Consider the following 15,890-nt stretch of genomic DNA (forward strand, 5'->3'; position numbering starts at 1 on the left):
ATCGTGAAGCCCATCAGCCCCTGGGTGCCCGGAGCTAGACAGTTGAAATGCGGAAGCGCCTGGTTATCGTCGTACAAACTGGTTAACTTATCGTAAGGAAGTAACTAGAACCAATATAAATAGCTGCCCCGTATAAACAGGACAGCTATCATTTGATATAGTTAGTAAATCCAATTATCTAATAATTTGTTATACTCTACTAATTCTTCTTCCCCAAAGAAAAGTGAAATTTCTCTTTGAGCACTTTCTATTCCGTCAGATCCATGAATAATATTTTTATGTTTTACTACTCCAAAATCGCCTCTAATGGTTCCTGGTAAAGCGTCTAGCGGGTTTGTTTTGCCCATCATCAGTCTTGCTTTTGTAATTACTTCCTCCCCTTGCCAAACCATTGCGAAAACAGGACCAGAAGTTATAAAATCTACTAATTGTGTAAAAAACGGCTTACCCTTATGCTCTGCATAATGTTGTTCTGCTAGCTCTTTCGAAATATACATAAACTTGGCTCCAACAAGTTGAAAACCTTTTTCTTCAAACCGGGTTACTATTTTCCCTATTAAGTTTCTTTGCACACCATCTGGCTTTACCATCAGAAATGTTCTTTCCATAAGCTCACTCCTACCATATGTATTAGACAAGCAAATATGATTATTCATGAAAAATCTAACATAAAAATCCAAATATTGCAAAAGAATTTTCAAACGCTTTCATCTTTAATAGTATGCTGTAAATTATATTTCTCGCTAAAATTTGCGCTTCCCCAAATATTTTGCAATATTAGTGAGTGCTGATTTTGCTTTTCCTGCTGGTAAATCACGAATGGCTTGAAGAGCTTTGTTTAAATACATATCACTAACTTGCAAGGATCGCTCAATAGCATCCGTATTTTTAATACTATCAATAACCTCCATTAATTCTTGCTTAGACATTGCTTCATGTACGGTAATTACTTTTTGGCGAACTTCTTCCTTTTCCATTGCAAATAACACAGGTAATGTAATATTCCCTTGAAGCAAGTCTCCACCTGCAGGTTTTCCTAATTCTTTTTCTGTACCAACAAAATCTAGCACATCATCTATGATTTGATAAGACATGCCGACATAGTAGCCGAATTGATATAGCTTTTGTTGATACTCTTCCTCTACATCAGAAACAATTGCACCAACTAAAGAACTTGCTGAGATTAACAAAGCTGTTTTTCGTTTTATTCTACGAAAATAATCTCTAATATTTTGATCGAACCTGTATTTGTCTTTGATTTGCTGAATTTCACCGATACACACTTCCACTATTGTATTAGCAAGGACACGGTGTGCAGCTGGCTGATTTATATCACTCATAATTTCCATCGACCGAGCAAAAATGTAATCCCCTGTATACATTGCAACCTTGTTATCCCACTTTGCTTTAATAGTAGGCTGACCTCTTCTTATATCTGAATCATCGATTACATCATCATGAACTAAAGATGCCATGTGAATTAATTCTAATGATACAGCAGCTTTTATTATTTTTTGAATATCATAGTTACCAAACTGCCCAGCAAGCAATACGAATATCGGACGGATTCTTTTTCCGCCTGCTTGTAATAAATGCAGGGAGGATTCACGTAATATGATAGAGTTTGCTTTTACTGTTTCTTCAAGCGCTCTCTCAATTTTTTCTATATCCGAATTCAAAAATGAGTACATCATTTTTAATTTCACTAACTACTCACCCAACTTGTATCCATATTTTGAAATGATTATGTATTACTTTCTATTTTACTAAAGGTTTGTTTTCATAAAGCTTGTTGCTATAAGTGAGCAGCATGAATACATTATGCTTTCCATGAACAAGCTTTTAACCTCTTCGCATAAGTTCACAGGTATTCAGGCTACTCTTGTATTATTATAAAATTTTTTAAAAAGTAATCGTTTAGCAAACAGTTAAAAACGGTTCTTTTCTTAAGGCTGATTTCGTATTGTTGCTATTGCCCTCAGCCGGAATACACTTCGCTTTCCGTGGGGCTCGCGCTAAAGCCGCTTCGTCCGCTCACGCTCCTGCTTTCTTCTTGTCTCGCTTATCCCTGTGGCGTCTACGTGTATTCCGGCTGCTTCATTTTTCCAACAAATTCTTTTTTTCTATTGAGAAAACAACTATCTTTTAAAACACAGCCTTTCGTAAAGAATTTCATTTCTATTAATAATTACTATTATCCATTACCTTTTTACTTATAACCGAAATGAACTGCAGCAACACCGCCAAAATAGGGCTTATAACCTACTTTATTTAACCCCGCCTCTTTAAACATATCAGCAAGTTCTTTCATACCTGGAAAGTCGCGTGCAGATTCCTGAAGCCATGAATATTCCTTATAGCTTTTGGCAAATAGCTTACCGAAAAGCGGCATGATGTATCTAAAGTATAAATAATAGCTTTGTCTAAAAATCGGCATCGTTGGTTGAGAGGTTTCTAAACATACTACCATCCCACCAGGTTTAACCACTCTTCTCATTTCTTTTAAGACAGTTAAGTAGTCTGGAACATTACGTAAACCAAAACCGATTGTAACAAAATCAAAATGATTATCAGGAAATGGCAATTCCATTGCATTCCCATGAATTAGCTGTGTATTTTGATACTCAACTGTTTTTTGTTTTCCAATGCTCAGCATATTTTCACTAAAATCAATACCAATCACTTGACCATTCGGACCAACTTGCTTTGCTAAGCTAATTGTCCAATCAGCAGTTCCGCAGCATACATCTAAACAGGCTGCACCTTTAGGAACATTCATTCGTTTCATCGTGTCTTTTCGCCATAATTTATGCTGCTGAAAGCTAATAACCGAATTCATTTTATCATAATTACCATAGATCTTTTCAAATACATTATGTACCTTTTCTTCTTTAGACTGATGCTCTTGCATTTTTCTTTACCCTTCCTCTACGTACAATTGTTGTTTATTCATTTCATTCCATAATTGATAGATGTTTTCTCCAAAATCTGTTTGTAATGCAGGAAGATCTGCTAGCAATTCTTCTACGCGTGAGCTTGTCTCTTTAATATATTTATCTAACACCGCTACTTTATTTTTCTTATTTATGGAAATTAACTTATTCTCATTTTCATACTTTATAAAAGCATCTACCACTATTGACCCATTTGTATGAAAAAATAACTCTTTTTCTTTGTGGATTCGATGAAGGAACAATAACTCTGCAACGAAAGCTTTCCATCCATCCAATTGATAATAGTCAATAAGCTTTTGGATTAATGCTCCTTCGATATTTTTCAGACTATCTATTACTTGCTCTATTTTATTTGCACTATGATGATAAAAGAATATTTTATTCTCGTTAACTTCTTTAATTCCTTCTGCCAAAAATTTAAGCATTTTAAAGTCTTCAATCTCAGCTAATATTTTATAATATTGCCCACTATATAAATCCCCAGCTAATACAGTTAACTGTCTATTCCTTTCGTTCCCTTCATGCATCTTTTCATTTGTAACGAGCTCGTGGGTATCAAGGGCAATCTGAATAAGTGTAATAGTCGTTGCGTATGTAATAATATCTTGTTTTTTTATATTTGCCTGTAAAAGGACAAATATAGTTAGCAAAAGCTTATGTTCATCCAAAATTGGATTTGATATATGTTTTTGTAAATAATGATTGGAGGTTTTTTCAACTACTCTTTTTCTTACACTATCTAATAATTCCTGTATAGCCATAACATCACCCTTGTTCCCCATTTATTCCTATATTCGCGGATATCTATTCATGCTCACTGCTAAAAATTATTGATTTTCGCATTTAATTAACTAGAATTTCAATCCTTACTCCATAAAAAAGTTTTTCATTTCTATCATATATTTTAATTATTATATCACAAGAGAAAGTAAAGGGATACATTAGCCACTTGGGAAAGCTACTATCCCTGCTAATCACTTTAGCTCATGTAATTTTAATCATCTGTTCCCTTTATAGTTTATACTAAAAAATCTCATAAAAAAAAACCGCGATAAAATTCGCGGTTTTAGTGAAATACTATTATTGTATGTAATTATTTCACTGCGTCTTTAAGTGCTTTACCTGGTTTAAAAGCAGGAACTTTACTTGCTGCGATTTCAATTTCTTCACCAGTTTGTGGGTTACGACCTTTACGAGCCGCACGCTCACGTACCTCAAAGTTACCAAAACCGATAAGTTGAACCTTATCACCATTTTTTAAAGCATTCAAGATTGTATCGAAAACAGCGTCAACTGCTTTAGTAGCGTCCTTTTTTGATAGTTCACTTGCTTCAGCAACTGCATTGATTAATTCTGTCTTGTTCATGCCTTTCACCTCCTCCCGAGTGTTTCAAATAAAAGCTTAAAATTAGTTTCATATCTTTATTTGTAAACAAATTAACGGAATTATATACGTCCTACCGAATTTTTTCTTAAATGAAACACATTTGTTCACTCTAAGAAGCATCCTACTATAAAGCCACTTACTCCTTCTAGGAAAGATTAAGAAACCTTATATAACGCTAATTCCTTTAAAAGATTATCATAATCATTTATGCATATCAAGAAATTTTATATAATGATAGCAATATTTTCTTATTTTGAAATATAAGCGTAACATTCCACCCATAATTTTACCATTTTAATCCAGAATTCAGCCAATAACATATAAATATAAAGATGGAATTTTTATTAATAGGAAAGGGGTATTAAGATAAAAGAAGACTCTTAATATTTCAAATTTTTATAACAGGCTATCATTACAATCTTGATTCTAAGTAATAACTCCAACACACTTTTTACTAAAAACAGTCCCTTCACAAAAAAAAGAACCCTAGAGATAGAGTTCTTACAAAATAATTGCTATTAGTCCACCAGAACCTTCATTAATGATTCTTTCCAATGTCTCTTTTAATTTATAGCGTGCATTTTCTGGCATCAGTGAGAGTTTAGCCTGAATTCCCTCCCGAACGATGGAGCTCAAGCTTCTTCCAAAAATATCCGAATTCCAAATTGATAACGGATCATCCTCAAAATCCTGCATTAAGTATCTAACTAATTCCTCACTTTGTTTTTCAGATCCAATTATTGGTGCGAATTCACTTTCTACATCTACCTTAATCATATGGATAGACGGTGCAACAGCTTTCAGTCTAACTCCAAATCTTGAACCCTGACGAATAATTTCAGGTTCATCTAGACTCATATCTACTAGGGATGGAGCAGCTATCCCATAGCCTGTTTGCTTCACCATTTTTAATGCATCTGAAATTTGATCATACTCCGTTTTTGCATGGGCAAAGTCTTGCATTAATTCTAGTAGATGGTCTTTACCTCTAATCTCAACCCCAACAATTTCTTTCAAGATATCATCATATAACTCATCTGGCGCAAATAGGTCGATCTCGGCAATTCCTTGCCCCATCTCAATGCCAGCAAGACCTGCATTTTCAATAAATTCATATTCACTAAATTGAGATACAACTCGATCTACATCTCTTAATCTCTTAATGTCTTTTACTGTTTCTTTTACTGCTTCTTGATAATTATCTCTTAACCAATGATTTTCTCTTAATACCATTACCCAACTCGGCAAATTCACATTTACTTCTAACACAGGAAACTCGAATAATGCTTCGCGCATCACATTTAAGACATCTGCCTCGCGCATGCTTTCTACACTCATTGCGATTACAGGAATATCGTATTTTTCTGAAAGCTCGTTCTTTAATACTTCTGTATTAGGATGATATGGCTGTGCGCTGTTAATAATCATAATAAACGGCTTCCCAACCTCTTTTAGTTCTTCAATCACTCTATTCTCAGCTTCTAGATAGTTACTTCTTGGAATATCACCAATGGTACCATCTGTTGTAATGACAACGCCAATTGTACTGTGCTCTTGAATCACCTTTCGTGTTCCTATTTCAGCAGCTTCATGAAATGGGATAGGCTCCTCATACCATGGTGTATTTATCATTCTAGGGCCATTCTCATCCTCATACCCCTGTGCTCCAGGTACTGTATAGCCAACACAATCAACAAGCCTAATATTCACTTCTAATCCATCATCTACTTTAATAGAGGCCGCTTGATTCGGAACGAACTTCGGTTCTGTTGTCATGATTGTTTTTCCTGCTGCACTTTGAGGAAGCTCATCTTTTGTTCTTGTTCTTTCCCCTTCATTTTCCATATTCGGAATGACAACCAATTCCATGAATTTTTTTATAAAAGTTGATTTTCCAGTACGTACTGCACCTACTACACCTAAGTAAATATCACCGCCCGTTCTTTCGGCAATATCTTTAAAAATATTTACCTTTTCCAAGTGATCCCCTCCTGAACTTTTCCTAGTACATGGGATAGAATTATCCATTTAATACTATTAGACAATATATATTTATGATGTTGTCCTATCTCTTTATGACTTATTTTTTATTTTCCCCTCCTTTTTTTTGCTAGTTTTTATATTTACATAGCAAGTTATTTGTTTATGAACGTAAAAATGGTACCCATCGATACGCTTTATTTGTTTCTAGAACTAGCGTGGATTCCTATAAAGGTAGGAATAATCCCATTTGTTCTTTTATGCATAAAATAAAAAACCTTCTCTTCAATATATACAGGAAGAGAAGGGATATGACATTTTGTTTGGAAAAAAGATAGAAAAGGGGCAGGAAGGAGACGAATAAAGTTAGTCATTCAGTCAGCCTATTAAGCCAATCAACTTATTTCTTCATTCACACTTTAAATACAATCATTCATTTAGATTACTGTCACATAGAAATTGAACATTCCGTCCTTATTCCTAATAATTACTGAAATAAAAAAAATCAAAGTAAAAAGTAGGGGAAACTTCTTACTTTGATTTTCCATTGACTATATGACCCAAACCCTGTTCATTCCACTAGGTTGCTTCAAAGCATTTTATGTTATTACATCCATTTTCGAACCATTAAAACGCCTATATTTATTTAAAAAGATTTCCTTTTTTCGTCTTTTTATAAGAAAGGAATTACGAATGCCCATCTTATTTGTTTTCGTAAAGTTTTTGCTTTTCTCCACAGGCTGAACACTTTATTTTCCCTATTGAAAAAACAACATTCTTTAAAAAAACACCCTTTTCTTATTCTATGTACTGAGAGGCAAGAATGTTTATTAAATCTTCCATTTCATTCGTTTTTCCTCTTGCCATTAAGCTTTCTACAGCAGCTTTTGCATCTTGGCCATTAAATAAAATCTCGAATAAGGCATTGGTGATAGGCATCGTTACACCGTATTTTTCTGAAAGCTGATGCGCTGCTTTTGTTGTACGAATTCCTTCAACAACCATTCCCATTTGTTTTAGAACTTCTTCTAACGCTTGGCCTTTCCCCAGCATATTACCTGCTCTCCAGTTTCTAGAATGAACACTTGTACAGGTAACAATTAAGTCTCCAATTCCAGTAAGACCTGCAAACGTGAGCGGATTCGCTCCCATTCTCGTTCCTAGCCTGGCCATTTCTGCAAGACCTCTTGTAATTAAAGCAGCCTTCGCATTATCGCCGAACCCTAAACCATCAGCTATCCCTGCACAAACAGCGATTATATTTTTTAATGCTCCTCCAATTTCCACACCAATAAGATCTGGATTTGTATATACTCGAAAATTATGATTAATAAATAAATCTTGAACTAGTTCCGCTTCGGTCATATTCTTGGAGGATACTGTAACGGTCGTCGGATGCCGAAGACTCACTTCCTCCGCATGACTAGGTCCAGATAGTACCACAATACTTTTACGCTTACTTTCAGGTATCTCTTCCTCGATTATTTCAGAGATTCGCATTAGTGTCCCCGGCTCAATTCCTTTACTAACATGAACGAATGTTTTCGGCTCTTTAACAAATGGAAGCAATTGCGGAATTACCTCACGCATCGCTTTTGTTGGTACGGCTAAAATAATAAAATCCACATCACGAACACTTTCTTCTAAAGAAGTAGTTGCCACTACTTCTTTAGGCAAGGTAATGCCAGGTAAATATTTGCTGTTTTGATGCAGGCTATTTATCTCCGCAATATTTTTCTCATCTTTCCCCCAAATACGAACATTGTGACCATTGTCCCCAAGTACTAATGAAAGTGCTGTTCCCCAGCTACCAGCACCAATCATCGCTACAGATTTTTGACCTTTCATCCTCTTTACACCTCTTTTATTTTCTTTCTCTTGCAAAGATTTTAATCGGTGTTCCTTCAAAACCAAAAGCATCTCTAATTCGATTTTCTAAAAATCGCTCGTAAGAAAAGTGAAGCAATTCTGGATCATTTACAAAAACGACAAAAGTCGGCGGTCCTACCGCAACTTGAGTAGTGTAGTAAATCTTTAGTCTTTTTCCTTTGTCAGTCGGAGTAGGATTCATTGCTACAGCGTCCATAATGACATCATTCAACACACTTGTTTCCACTCTGCGGGTATGATTTTCACTAGCAACTTTAATCATTGGAATTAATGTATGGATACGTTTTTTCGTTTTTGCAGAAAGGAAAACAATTGGCGCATAATCCAAGAATAAGAAATGCTCCCTAATATTTTGTTCAAATGTTTTCATTGTTTTCTCATCTTTTTCTACTGCATCCCATTTATTGACTACAATAATAACTGCTCTTCCAGCCTCATGCGCATATCCAGCAATTTTTTTATCCTGTTCGATAATTCCTTCTTCTCCATCGATGACAACTAAAACAACGTCAGATCTCTCAATTGCACGTAACGCTCTTAATACACTGTATTTCTCTGTTGATTCGTATACTTTACCTTTTTTTCTCATTCCTGCTGTATCGATGATTACAAATTTCTCTCCATTCACCGTCACTTCAGAATCAATTGCATCACGCGTCGTACCAGCTACATTACTTACGATTACTCGCTCTTCTCCTAACATCGCATTAACTAGTGATGATTTTCCTACATTCGGTCTCCCGATAAGTGAAAATTTAATGACATCATCGTCATAATCCTTTGTATCACGTTTCGGAAAATGATTGGCAGCTTCATCCAATAAATCTCCAAGACCTAACCCGTGTGAACCTGATATTGGAAACGGTTCTCCAAAACCTAATGCATAAAAATCATAAATTTGCTCTCTCATGTCTGGATTATCGACTTTATTAACCGCAAGTACAACAGGCTTCTTCGCTTTATATAAGATTTTAGCTACTTCTTCATCTGCTGAAGTAACCCCTTCACGTCCATTAGTAATAAAGATGATAACATCCGCTTCCTCTATTGCAATTTCTGCTTGCATGCGAATTTGATCTAAAAACGGTTCATCTCCAATATCAATACCACCCGTATCAATAAGGTTAAAATCATGGTTTAACCATTCTGCTGAACTATAGATTCGATCTCTCGTGACTCCTGGTATATCTTCTACAATTGAAATACGTTCTCCTACTATCCGATTAAAGATAGTTGATTTCCCTACATTTGGTCGTCCAACTATCGCAATAACTGGTTTAGCCATCGCTATCATTCCCTTCACACATTATCATTCTATCCATGCAACATGATTCCTTAGCAAAATATTCTCAACGCTAGGCAATCACGGTGTTAAAGAACATTCCTAGATTATTTATTCCTTTTATGAACGTTAGTACCAAGAATTTTAGTGACTCCCGCTTTTATAGCTTCGTCTACATTAGAAAACATTCTCATGCGAATTGTTGTTTTTTAAGCTAAAATACCGCTAATCAATCATGCTATCTAGACAGCACTTAAAATTCCTATTAAAAATAGCAATATTACACGCAGAACAAAAAACTTATTCATAAGATTCTAAACAGAGTGAAACCAATAATCGATTGTTCAAGTAATACCCTTTAACAAAAAATAGTAAAAATAGGGGCTAACCCAAATATAGTAAGGTAGACCCCTAACTAAAACATTTTATCAAAGAGATGTTATCCTAGCAACATAAACCTGCATTTCTTTTCAAATACTACTCATTTTTAAACACTTATTTAAGTATTAATGCTTTACAATAATATAAACTTCTTCTCCAATTTTATGAGCAATCCCATCTAATATCGCTTCTAAATTAGTAGCAACTTTCTCCATTTCAGCCGTATTTTCACAATAAAACACACCACTTCCTGGCGGAACCTTCTTGGGATTAGTTGTAATCGAGGCTAATATGTATTTTTCTAGATTCATTCCACCTCTCCCTCTCTTTCTAAACGTTTACTCGGCATACGAATAGCATTCTCTAACGTCGGGACTGCGCCAATAATTCGAATCGCCTTTTTTTCGTTTTGTATTTGAGGTAATACAAATACAGCCACTCTGCCATCTTCTAAGTCTCTTTTAGCTAAAGGTACTAAGGCAGGAGTCCCTGAGTCTCGATAGACACCAAGTGCAGTAGTCACATCATATAAAATTGCTTGCCTTTGGCCTAAATTTGCTATGGTTGTTCTTGCATTGAAGTTTTTTGGAGTTAAGATAAAACCCATTCCATATTTTAAAACTTCCTTCTGCCGTTCTGGTAAGCCAATATTCATTATATAAATTGTATCTACATATAAACCAGAATCTTCAAAGACTGGTTTCGCATATGTTATATCTACAATTTCCTTTAATTGACCTCCAGACATCAATTTTTTTGCTACCACTATAGAGATGATGGCTGCGAGAATTCCTGTCCATATATTAAAAGCAATATAGCCAAAAGTGCTAATTAGACCTGCAAACATAACTAAATAGTTTCTACTTTCAAAAGCAATAGCAATTCCTTCAATATATGTTTTTCCTCTTGGAACCATTTCAAAACTATCTAATTCTGTAAGCGTATTTCTTTCCATATTTCTAACCTCTCGAAATTGAGATGCTGCAACAGTTAAGAACGTTACCGCAGTATAATCTTTGTTTAGAATAGCAGGGATAGCAACCGCTCCCAATCCTGCAGCTATGAACCCTAACGCGATATGAATAATTTTTCCGTGTAAATAGGTAGGATATTGCCGATAATCTGTTCGTAGCATATACATCCTTAACGCTGTCCCAACAATTACTCCAAATAGGATTGGATAAGTGAAATTACTCATACGTTTTTTTGTCTCTCCTTTTCAAGCATAAATACATGCTGTTCCCATTTCACAAGTATCTTTCTTATATAAGAAAGAGATAAGAACCCAAGTACCCCTAACATTAAAAAATCAAAAAAAGTCATGGAACCAACCGAATACTCCATTTGATAATTTCTTAAAATGCCACTCAATAGAATTTCTCCATTTATACTTCCGATTAGCAAAATAAGTATTTGACATACGATATTTTTATGTAATAGGAGAACCAAAACAAATAGCATACTTGCTTTAAGCCAAGGGTCAGGAAGGAATTTCCATATCGGATCAATGATTGCCATTAGTTCATAAGTTGTATAAGCTAACATCATAAAAAAAGACGATATAATAATATAAATAGCTGTTTTCCAGCGTAAACGCCCCGTATAAAAAAACGATATAATTAATATGACTACGAGTAAAATAGAACAACTAATATCATGCCATTCCCATTTAAAAGGGCTTAAAACAATTGCTAATAATAAATAAATAGAAAATTCCGTTCGCTTTTGATTTTCTTTATCCATAAAGAAGGTCGTAATAATCCATATAAACCATGTACAAAATAAAAAGATTAATCCTTCCATCATTCTCACTCTCCTACTTTCACATTATGTCTCGGAATTATGTAATTTAAACGATAAAGATACAGTAAACAGTGGAAAAAATTTTGTTATTCGATAGGGATTTTTTTCATAAAATAGTTTCGAACCTTCTGTAGAATAATAAAAAGAAACTTCCATTAAGGAAGCTAAACGATCCATTTTAAATAATGGATCGATTAATGAACTGGAGGCAAATATTATGGGTAAGGATAGACAGGAGAAAAAATTAAGAAAAAGTAACAGCGTGGAATCGGATCGTGATCAAGCACTTCATTATAATGGATCAACTCGATTACAAAGTCCAGAAGAAGGCAGATTATTAAACGATAATAAGTAGTAAGCAAAAAAGGGTGACCTTAAATGGCCACCCCATGATCTCTTCTTTATCTTTTATTAGCAAAGAACCTTTATTAAACAAAGAACTTAGTTTTTCAATTTCTTCAATTGTTCTCCAATCATATCACCTAATTGGAAACCTTTTGATTCTTCTGGAAGCTCATATACCTCTTCCTCGTCCACTTCTTTCTCTGTTAATTCTTTAATGCTTAAAGAAAGACGTTGCTCTTCTTCGTTGACGTCTAAAACTTTCACTTGTACTTCTTGTCCTTCTTTTAATACTTCATGTGGTGTCCCAATATGTTTATGTGCAATTTGGGAGATATGAACAAGCCCTTCTACACCTGGGAATACTTCAACAAATGCACCATATGAAACGATACGTTTTACCGTACCATCTAGCACACTACCTTTTTCTGCACGAGCCGCAATATTAGCCCAAGGTCCTGGTTGTGTTTCTTTAATAGATAAAGAGATACGATCATTATTACGATCTACACTTAGTACCTTCACATTTACTTCCTGTCCTTCTTGAACGACATCTGTTGGGCTAGAAATATGTTCATGAGACAATTGAGAAATATGAACTAATCCATCAATGCCTCCTAAATCTACAAATGCACCAAAATCAGTAATTCTTTGAACAGTTCCTGTCAATGTTTGTCCAGCTTCAATCGAGTCAAGGAGATTTTGCTTTTGCTTATTTTTTTCTTCCTCCACTACTGCACGATGGGATAAAATAAGGCGACTTTTATCTTTTTCTAATTCTACAATTTTAAAAGAAATTATTTTCCCTTTATAATCAGAAAAATCTTCTACATAATGAGCTTCTACTAAGGAGGCAGGTACAAAGCCTCTTACACCAAGGTCAACAACAAGGCCGCCTTTTACAACGTCTTTTACTTCGGCTTCAAAAACCTCGCCTGATTTGAACTTTTCTTCAAGTTGATCCCATGCTTTTTCAGCATCGACTTTTCTTTTTGATAAAACTAGAGCATCTTCTTCTACTTTAATCACTTCTAATTCAAGGTTGTCTCCTTCTGAAACAACATCGCTTGCTTTTTCAATGTGCAGGCTAGATAATTCACTTATTGGTATAATCCCATCAAGTTTACTATCACTGATTGCTACAATTACCTGTTTTTCTTCCACCTTCGTAATCTGACCATTTACTACGTCTCCAACAGTATAATTATTTACAACTACATCATTTAATTCCTCAGACATATGTACTCCTCCTTCGACTCTATCCTGCCTGAACATTCTCTTGAAAAATGAACACACAGTTTAAATAAATTAATCATGCATACGAATTATAAGAATCCTTCTCTTTAAAGTTCTTACAAACTTGTTTTTTTGTCAAGTAAGAAATACTAGAATAGTTTATAAGATTAAATGAATCTTCCCAACTCTTATCTGTTAATTACTTATTCTTTCTTTGGTTAATTCCATAATTTTATCTACCACATCATTTATAGATAAAGAAGTCGTATCAATTTCGATTGCATCATCCGCCTTCTTCAATGGAGCAATTTCACGCTCTGAATCTAGCTTGTCTCTAGCAGCAATTTCCTGTTTTAATTGTTCTAGATCTGACTCATATCCTTTTTGTAAGTTCTCTTTATGTCTTCTTATAGCTCTTTCATCTACAGAAGCTAACAGGAATACCTTTACTTCAGCTGTAGGGATTACATGGGTACCGATGTCTCTACCATCCATTACCACTCCACCGTTTACTGCAAACATTTGCTGTCTTCTTACCATTTCTTCCCTAACAAGCTTATGTTTAGAAACAATTGAAACGGAGTTTGTTACTTCACTGGAACGAATTTCCTTTGTAACATCTTTGTTATCCAAGAAAATTAATTGTCCTTGCTCACCTGGAAACAATTCGATTACTGTTTCGTTTAACATATTTATTAAATTTTCTTCATCTTCTAGATTGACATTATGATTTATTGCTTTATAGGTTAACGCTCTATACATCGCACCTGTATCAATATAAATATATCCTAATTGTTCCGCAACAATCTTTGCAACCGTACTCTTTCCTGCAGCTGCGGGTCCATCTATTGCAATGCTAATTTTCTTTTCCATAAATCCTCCTGAACTACTGGCTCACAAATACCAATTATCTTATTCTAAATTACTCCCCACACCATTTCTGATTCCTTAAAAGAATAGTATCGTGCTATTAGCACCATTCAAATTAGGAAGCATGATTATAATAAAGAGAGCTAGCCTATATTATTATGGCTTATCTATCTTTTATTTTAACATATTTCATTTGATTTTTTATCAATAATATCGGCTAATTTATATAGCTCGTTTGTATAGGAAAATAAAACAACGAAAATATATCAATCATTACTAGAGCATATTCATTATCTTCCAAAAGTTTCAAGAAAGGAGATAAAATTAGAATCCATAACTCCTTCATATTGAGTAATCGTTCTTATTTCAGGTATAATATCCCACATATGAAATATTTGACCTACTATAAAAAAAACGATTTGAAGCATGATTATTTTTATTATAATTCTTTCAACCGTTTTCACTAGACGCACTCCTTTTACTAGCCTCTACTAAATTCGCAGACGATAAAGTGAAACTTAAAAACAATAGCATTCATAAACTGTCTCCTTTATCGTTTAAATTTATATGATTAGTATCGGAGTATTTGTAATCCTTTATTCAGATTTCAAGCCCTTTCTTTTTTAAGGATAATTGACGGTCAAAGCTAAATCTTAACATCGACTGGCGATCAACAGGATCGACTTCTAAAAATTCAATTGTCATTTTATAGCTATGTTCATTGTAATCAAAGATTTTTTTGATTTCAGCAAATAAATGCAAATAATTGTATTCTCCGTTTTGTAAAGGTAAGACTAACGAAACTTTAATCTTACTATTTTCCTGCAAGTTTACATGTTTTGGAACGATAACCGCAGAACCGCCTGCACTGAAATCTAAAGATACAGTTGTAAATGGAAGAAAGTTATTTTCTACCTCTAATGGATGAATCGCAATATCAATACTTGTTTCAATTCGTACAAATTGTCTTCGTTGAACTTTGATCATTTGATCTTGTTCAGGCAACGATAGGATAAGTAATGGTACATTATTATCTTTTTTCCTTCCGAGAACTTCCGAATGGAATAAATAAGCAATTCCTTCACTTGTAACAAAATTAACTCTTAATTGAGCACCATTCATTAGAAAAAGCAGTTTATTAGTTTTCAGATGAATGGGATATTCAATATTAATGGATTTTTCTCCTATTCCTAAAACACGACTTTTATATTGTTCAATTTTTTCCCCACCATGGATCGGTTCAATAATAAATGTATTTCCAATAGAAATCACTTTTTCTCACACTTTCCTTTTATTGGCATATATGAATTTTATACCATTAATAAGTATTTTATATAATTGTTTATTTTATTATATTCGAATCCTTTTTTCGGAATAGTCCAAAAAGCTTACAAACATTACTTCATCACTATATCTATATACCTACTTTTATGTATCATTATTGCATGAATGATTTATATTTGGCAATACCACCCATTCATAATGTGTAACGTCAACAAGCAGAAGTCGCTATTCGTAATGCTTCAAAAAAAAACTGTCAACATCCTCTCTTTAGAGTCTGTTGACAGCTGTTGTCATTAATAATTTTTTATTAGACTACTTCTTCATAAACTGGCTCAGCATTCTTTAATTTTTCTACCTTTTCTTCTATTCCATTATCTGCATTTATATAAATTCGATACGTATCTTCTCCTAATGTCCCAATAAATTCATAGCATAAAACTTCTTCATTCAGATCATTAAGGATTATTGCTAATCCATCATC

General features: G+C 34.2%; 16 protein-coding genes and 1 pseudogene. 1 reads left to right on the forward strand and 16 read right to left on the reverse strand.

Annotation, left to right across the window (positions count from 1 at the left end; all coding sequences use genetic code 11):
• Positions 1 to 161: 161 nt before the first annotated feature.
• The 11 genes from ndk to RTL21_RS20340 form a co-directional block, all read right to left on the reverse strand.
• Positions 162 to 608, reverse strand: a complete 447-nt coding sequence (gene ndk, locus RTL21_RS20290) for a nucleoside-diphosphate kinase (protein WP_312098558.1) — start codon at positions 606 to 608, stop codon at positions 162 to 164.
• Positions 609 to 743: 135 nt separating this feature from the next.
• The gene (hepT, locus tag RTL21_RS20295) at positions 744 to 1,706 is read right to left on the reverse strand and encodes a heptaprenyl diphosphate synthase component II (protein WP_312098560.1); all 963 of its coding nucleotides are present in this window, start codon (positions 1,704 to 1,706) and stop codon (positions 744 to 746) included.
• Between the two features lie 503 nt (positions 1,707 to 2,209).
• Positions 2,210 to 2,911, reverse strand: a complete 702-nt coding sequence (locus RTL21_RS20300) for a demethylmenaquinone methyltransferase (RefSeq protein ID WP_312098562.1) — start codon at positions 2,909 to 2,911, stop codon at positions 2,210 to 2,212.
• A gap of 6 nt (positions 2,912 to 2,917) precedes the next feature.
• Positions 2,918 to 3,736 carry a heptaprenyl diphosphate synthase component 1 gene (locus RTL21_RS20305; protein ID WP_312098564.1) on the reverse strand — a complete coding sequence of 273 codons (819 nt, stop codon included), beginning with the start codon at positions 3,734 to 3,736 and terminating at the stop codon, positions 2,918 to 2,920.
• 311 nt (positions 3,737 to 4,047) lie between these two features.
• Positions 4,048 to 4,320, reverse strand: a complete 273-nt coding sequence (gene hbs / locus RTL21_RS20310; RefSeq protein ID WP_312098566.1) for a non-specific DNA-binding protein Hbs — start codon at positions 4,318 to 4,320, stop codon at positions 4,048 to 4,050.
• A gap of 522 nt (positions 4,321 to 4,842) precedes the next feature.
• The gene (spoIVA, locus tag RTL21_RS20315; RefSeq protein WP_312098568.1) at positions 4,843 to 6,321 is read right to left on the reverse strand and encodes a stage IV sporulation protein A; all 1,479 of its coding nucleotides are present in this window, start codon (positions 6,319 to 6,321) and stop codon (positions 4,843 to 4,845) included.
• A 798-nt stretch (positions 6,322 to 7,119) separates the two neighbouring features.
• On the reverse strand, positions 7,120 to 8,169 hold the full coding sequence (locus tag RTL21_RS20320) for an NAD(P)H-dependent glycerol-3-phosphate dehydrogenase (RefSeq protein ID WP_312098570.1): 1,050 nt from the start codon (positions 8,167 to 8,169) through the stop codon (positions 7,120 to 7,122).
• Between the two features lie 16 nt (positions 8,170 to 8,185).
• Positions 8,186 to 9,496, reverse strand: coding sequence for a ribosome biogenesis GTPase Der (der, locus tag RTL21_RS20325; protein ID WP_312098572.1), 1,311 nt, complete (start codon positions 9,494 to 9,496; stop codon positions 8,186 to 8,188).
• 503 nt (positions 9,497 to 9,999) lie between these two features.
• A complete protein-coding gene (locus tag RTL21_RS20330; RefSeq protein ID WP_312098574.1) occupies positions 10,000 to 10,185 on the reverse strand; it encodes a capping complex subunit for YIEGIA in 186 nt (61 codons plus the stop codon).
• Positions 10,182 to 11,072 carry a YIEGIA family protein gene (locus RTL21_RS20335; RefSeq protein WP_312098576.1) on the reverse strand — a complete coding sequence of 297 codons (891 nt, stop codon included), beginning with the start codon at positions 11,070 to 11,072 and terminating at the stop codon, positions 10,182 to 10,184. The genes RTL21_RS20330 and RTL21_RS20335 overlap by 4 nt, the downstream gene beginning before the upstream one ends.
• Complete coding sequence (locus RTL21_RS20340) at positions 11,069 to 11,677, reverse strand: YphA family membrane protein (protein WP_312098578.1); 609 nt, start codon at positions 11,675 to 11,677, stop codon at positions 11,069 to 11,071. Before RTL21_RS20340 ends, RTL21_RS20335 begins: the two co-directional genes overlap by 4 nt.
• 217 nt (positions 11,678 to 11,894) lie before the next feature.
• On the opposite strand from RTL21_RS20340, the gene RTL21_RS20345 reads away from it, so the two are divergent.
• Positions 11,895 to 12,032 (forward strand): YpzI family protein, encoded by a 138-nt coding sequence (locus RTL21_RS20345; RefSeq protein WP_312098580.1) that lies wholly within the window; start codon positions 11,895 to 11,897, stop codon positions 12,030 to 12,032.
• An 86-nt stretch (positions 12,033 to 12,118) separates the two neighbouring features.
• Here the strand turns inward: RTL21_RS20345 and rpsA are convergent, their stop codons facing one another.
• From rpsA to RTL21_RS20370, 5 genes and pseudogenes are all read right to left on the reverse strand, one after another.
• Positions 12,119 to 13,258: a 30S ribosomal protein S1 gene (gene rpsA / locus RTL21_RS20350; RefSeq protein WP_312098582.1), complete on the reverse strand. Its 1,140-nt coding sequence runs from the start codon at positions 13,256 to 13,258 to the stop codon at positions 12,119 to 12,121.
• 192 nt (positions 13,259 to 13,450) lie between these two features.
• Positions 13,451 to 14,128, reverse strand: coding sequence for a (d)CMP kinase (gene cmk / locus RTL21_RS20355; protein WP_312098584.1), 678 nt, complete (start codon positions 14,126 to 14,128; stop codon positions 13,451 to 13,453).
• Between the two features lie 287 nt (positions 14,129 to 14,415).
• The gene (locus RTL21_RS20360; RefSeq protein WP_312098586.1) at positions 14,416 to 14,589 is read right to left on the reverse strand and encodes a DUF5359 family protein; all 174 of its coding nucleotides are present in this window, start codon (positions 14,587 to 14,589) and stop codon (positions 14,416 to 14,418) included.
• 136 nt (positions 14,590 to 14,725) lie between these two features.
• Complete coding sequence (locus RTL21_RS20365) at positions 14,726 to 15,397, reverse strand: flagellar brake protein (RefSeq protein WP_312098588.1); 672 nt, start codon at positions 15,395 to 15,397, stop codon at positions 14,726 to 14,728.
• Positions 15,398 to 15,716: 319 nt separating this feature from the next.
• Positions 15,717 to 15,890, reverse strand: a pseudogene (locus RTL21_RS20370) (germination protein YpeB); the annotation flags it as partial.

The sequence above is a fragment of the Niallia sp. genome, from assembly GCF_031978665.1.
Lineage (GTDB): Bacteria > Bacillota > Bacilli > Bacillales > Cytobacillaceae > Niallia.

Bases quoted from the DNA above. Each gene is read 5' to 3' on its own strand.
- RTL21_RS20300 (WP_312098562.1), bottom strand. From the start codon at position 2,911: ATGCAAGAGCATCAGTCTAAAGAAGAAAAGGTACATAATGTATTTGAA.
- rpsA (WP_312098582.1), bottom strand. From the start codon at position 13,258: ATGTCTGAGGAATTAAATGATGTAGTTGTAAATAATTATACTGTTGGA.
- RTL21_RS20330 (WP_312098574.1), bottom strand. From the start codon at position 10,185: ATGAATCTAGAAAAATACATATTAGCCTCGATTACAACTAATCCCAAG.
- cmk (WP_312098584.1), bottom strand. From the start codon at position 14,128: ATGGAAAAGAAAATTAGCATTGCAATAGATGGACCCGCAGCTGCAGGA.
- der (WP_312098572.1), bottom strand. From the start codon at position 9,496: ATGGCTAAACCAGTTATTGCGATAGTTGGACGACCAAATGTAGGGAAA.
- RTL21_RS20335 (WP_312098576.1), bottom strand. From the start codon at position 11,072: ATGAGTAATTTCACTTATCCAATCCTATTTGGAGTAATTGTTGGGACA.
- RTL21_RS20345 (WP_312098580.1), top strand. From the start codon at position 11,895: ATGGGTAAGGATAGACAGGAGAAAAAATTAAGAAAAAGTAACAGCGTG.
- RTL21_RS20320 (WP_312098570.1), bottom strand. From the start codon at position 8,169: ATGAAAGGTCAAAAATCTGTAGCGATGATTGGTGCTGGTAGCTGGGGA.
- hbs (WP_312098566.1), bottom strand. From the start codon at position 4,320: ATGAACAAGACAGAATTAATCAATGCAGTTGCTGAAGCAAGTGAACTA.
- RTL21_RS20340 (WP_312098578.1), bottom strand. From the start codon at position 11,677: ATGGAAGGATTAATCTTTTTATTTTGTACATGGTTTATATGGATTATT.
- RTL21_RS20305 (WP_312098564.1), bottom strand. From the start codon at position 3,736: ATGGGGAACAAGGGTGATGTTATGGCTATACAGGAATTATTAGATAGT.
- ndk (WP_312098558.1), bottom strand. From the start codon at position 608: ATGGAAAGAACATTTCTGATGGTAAAGCCAGATGGTGTGCAAAGAAAC.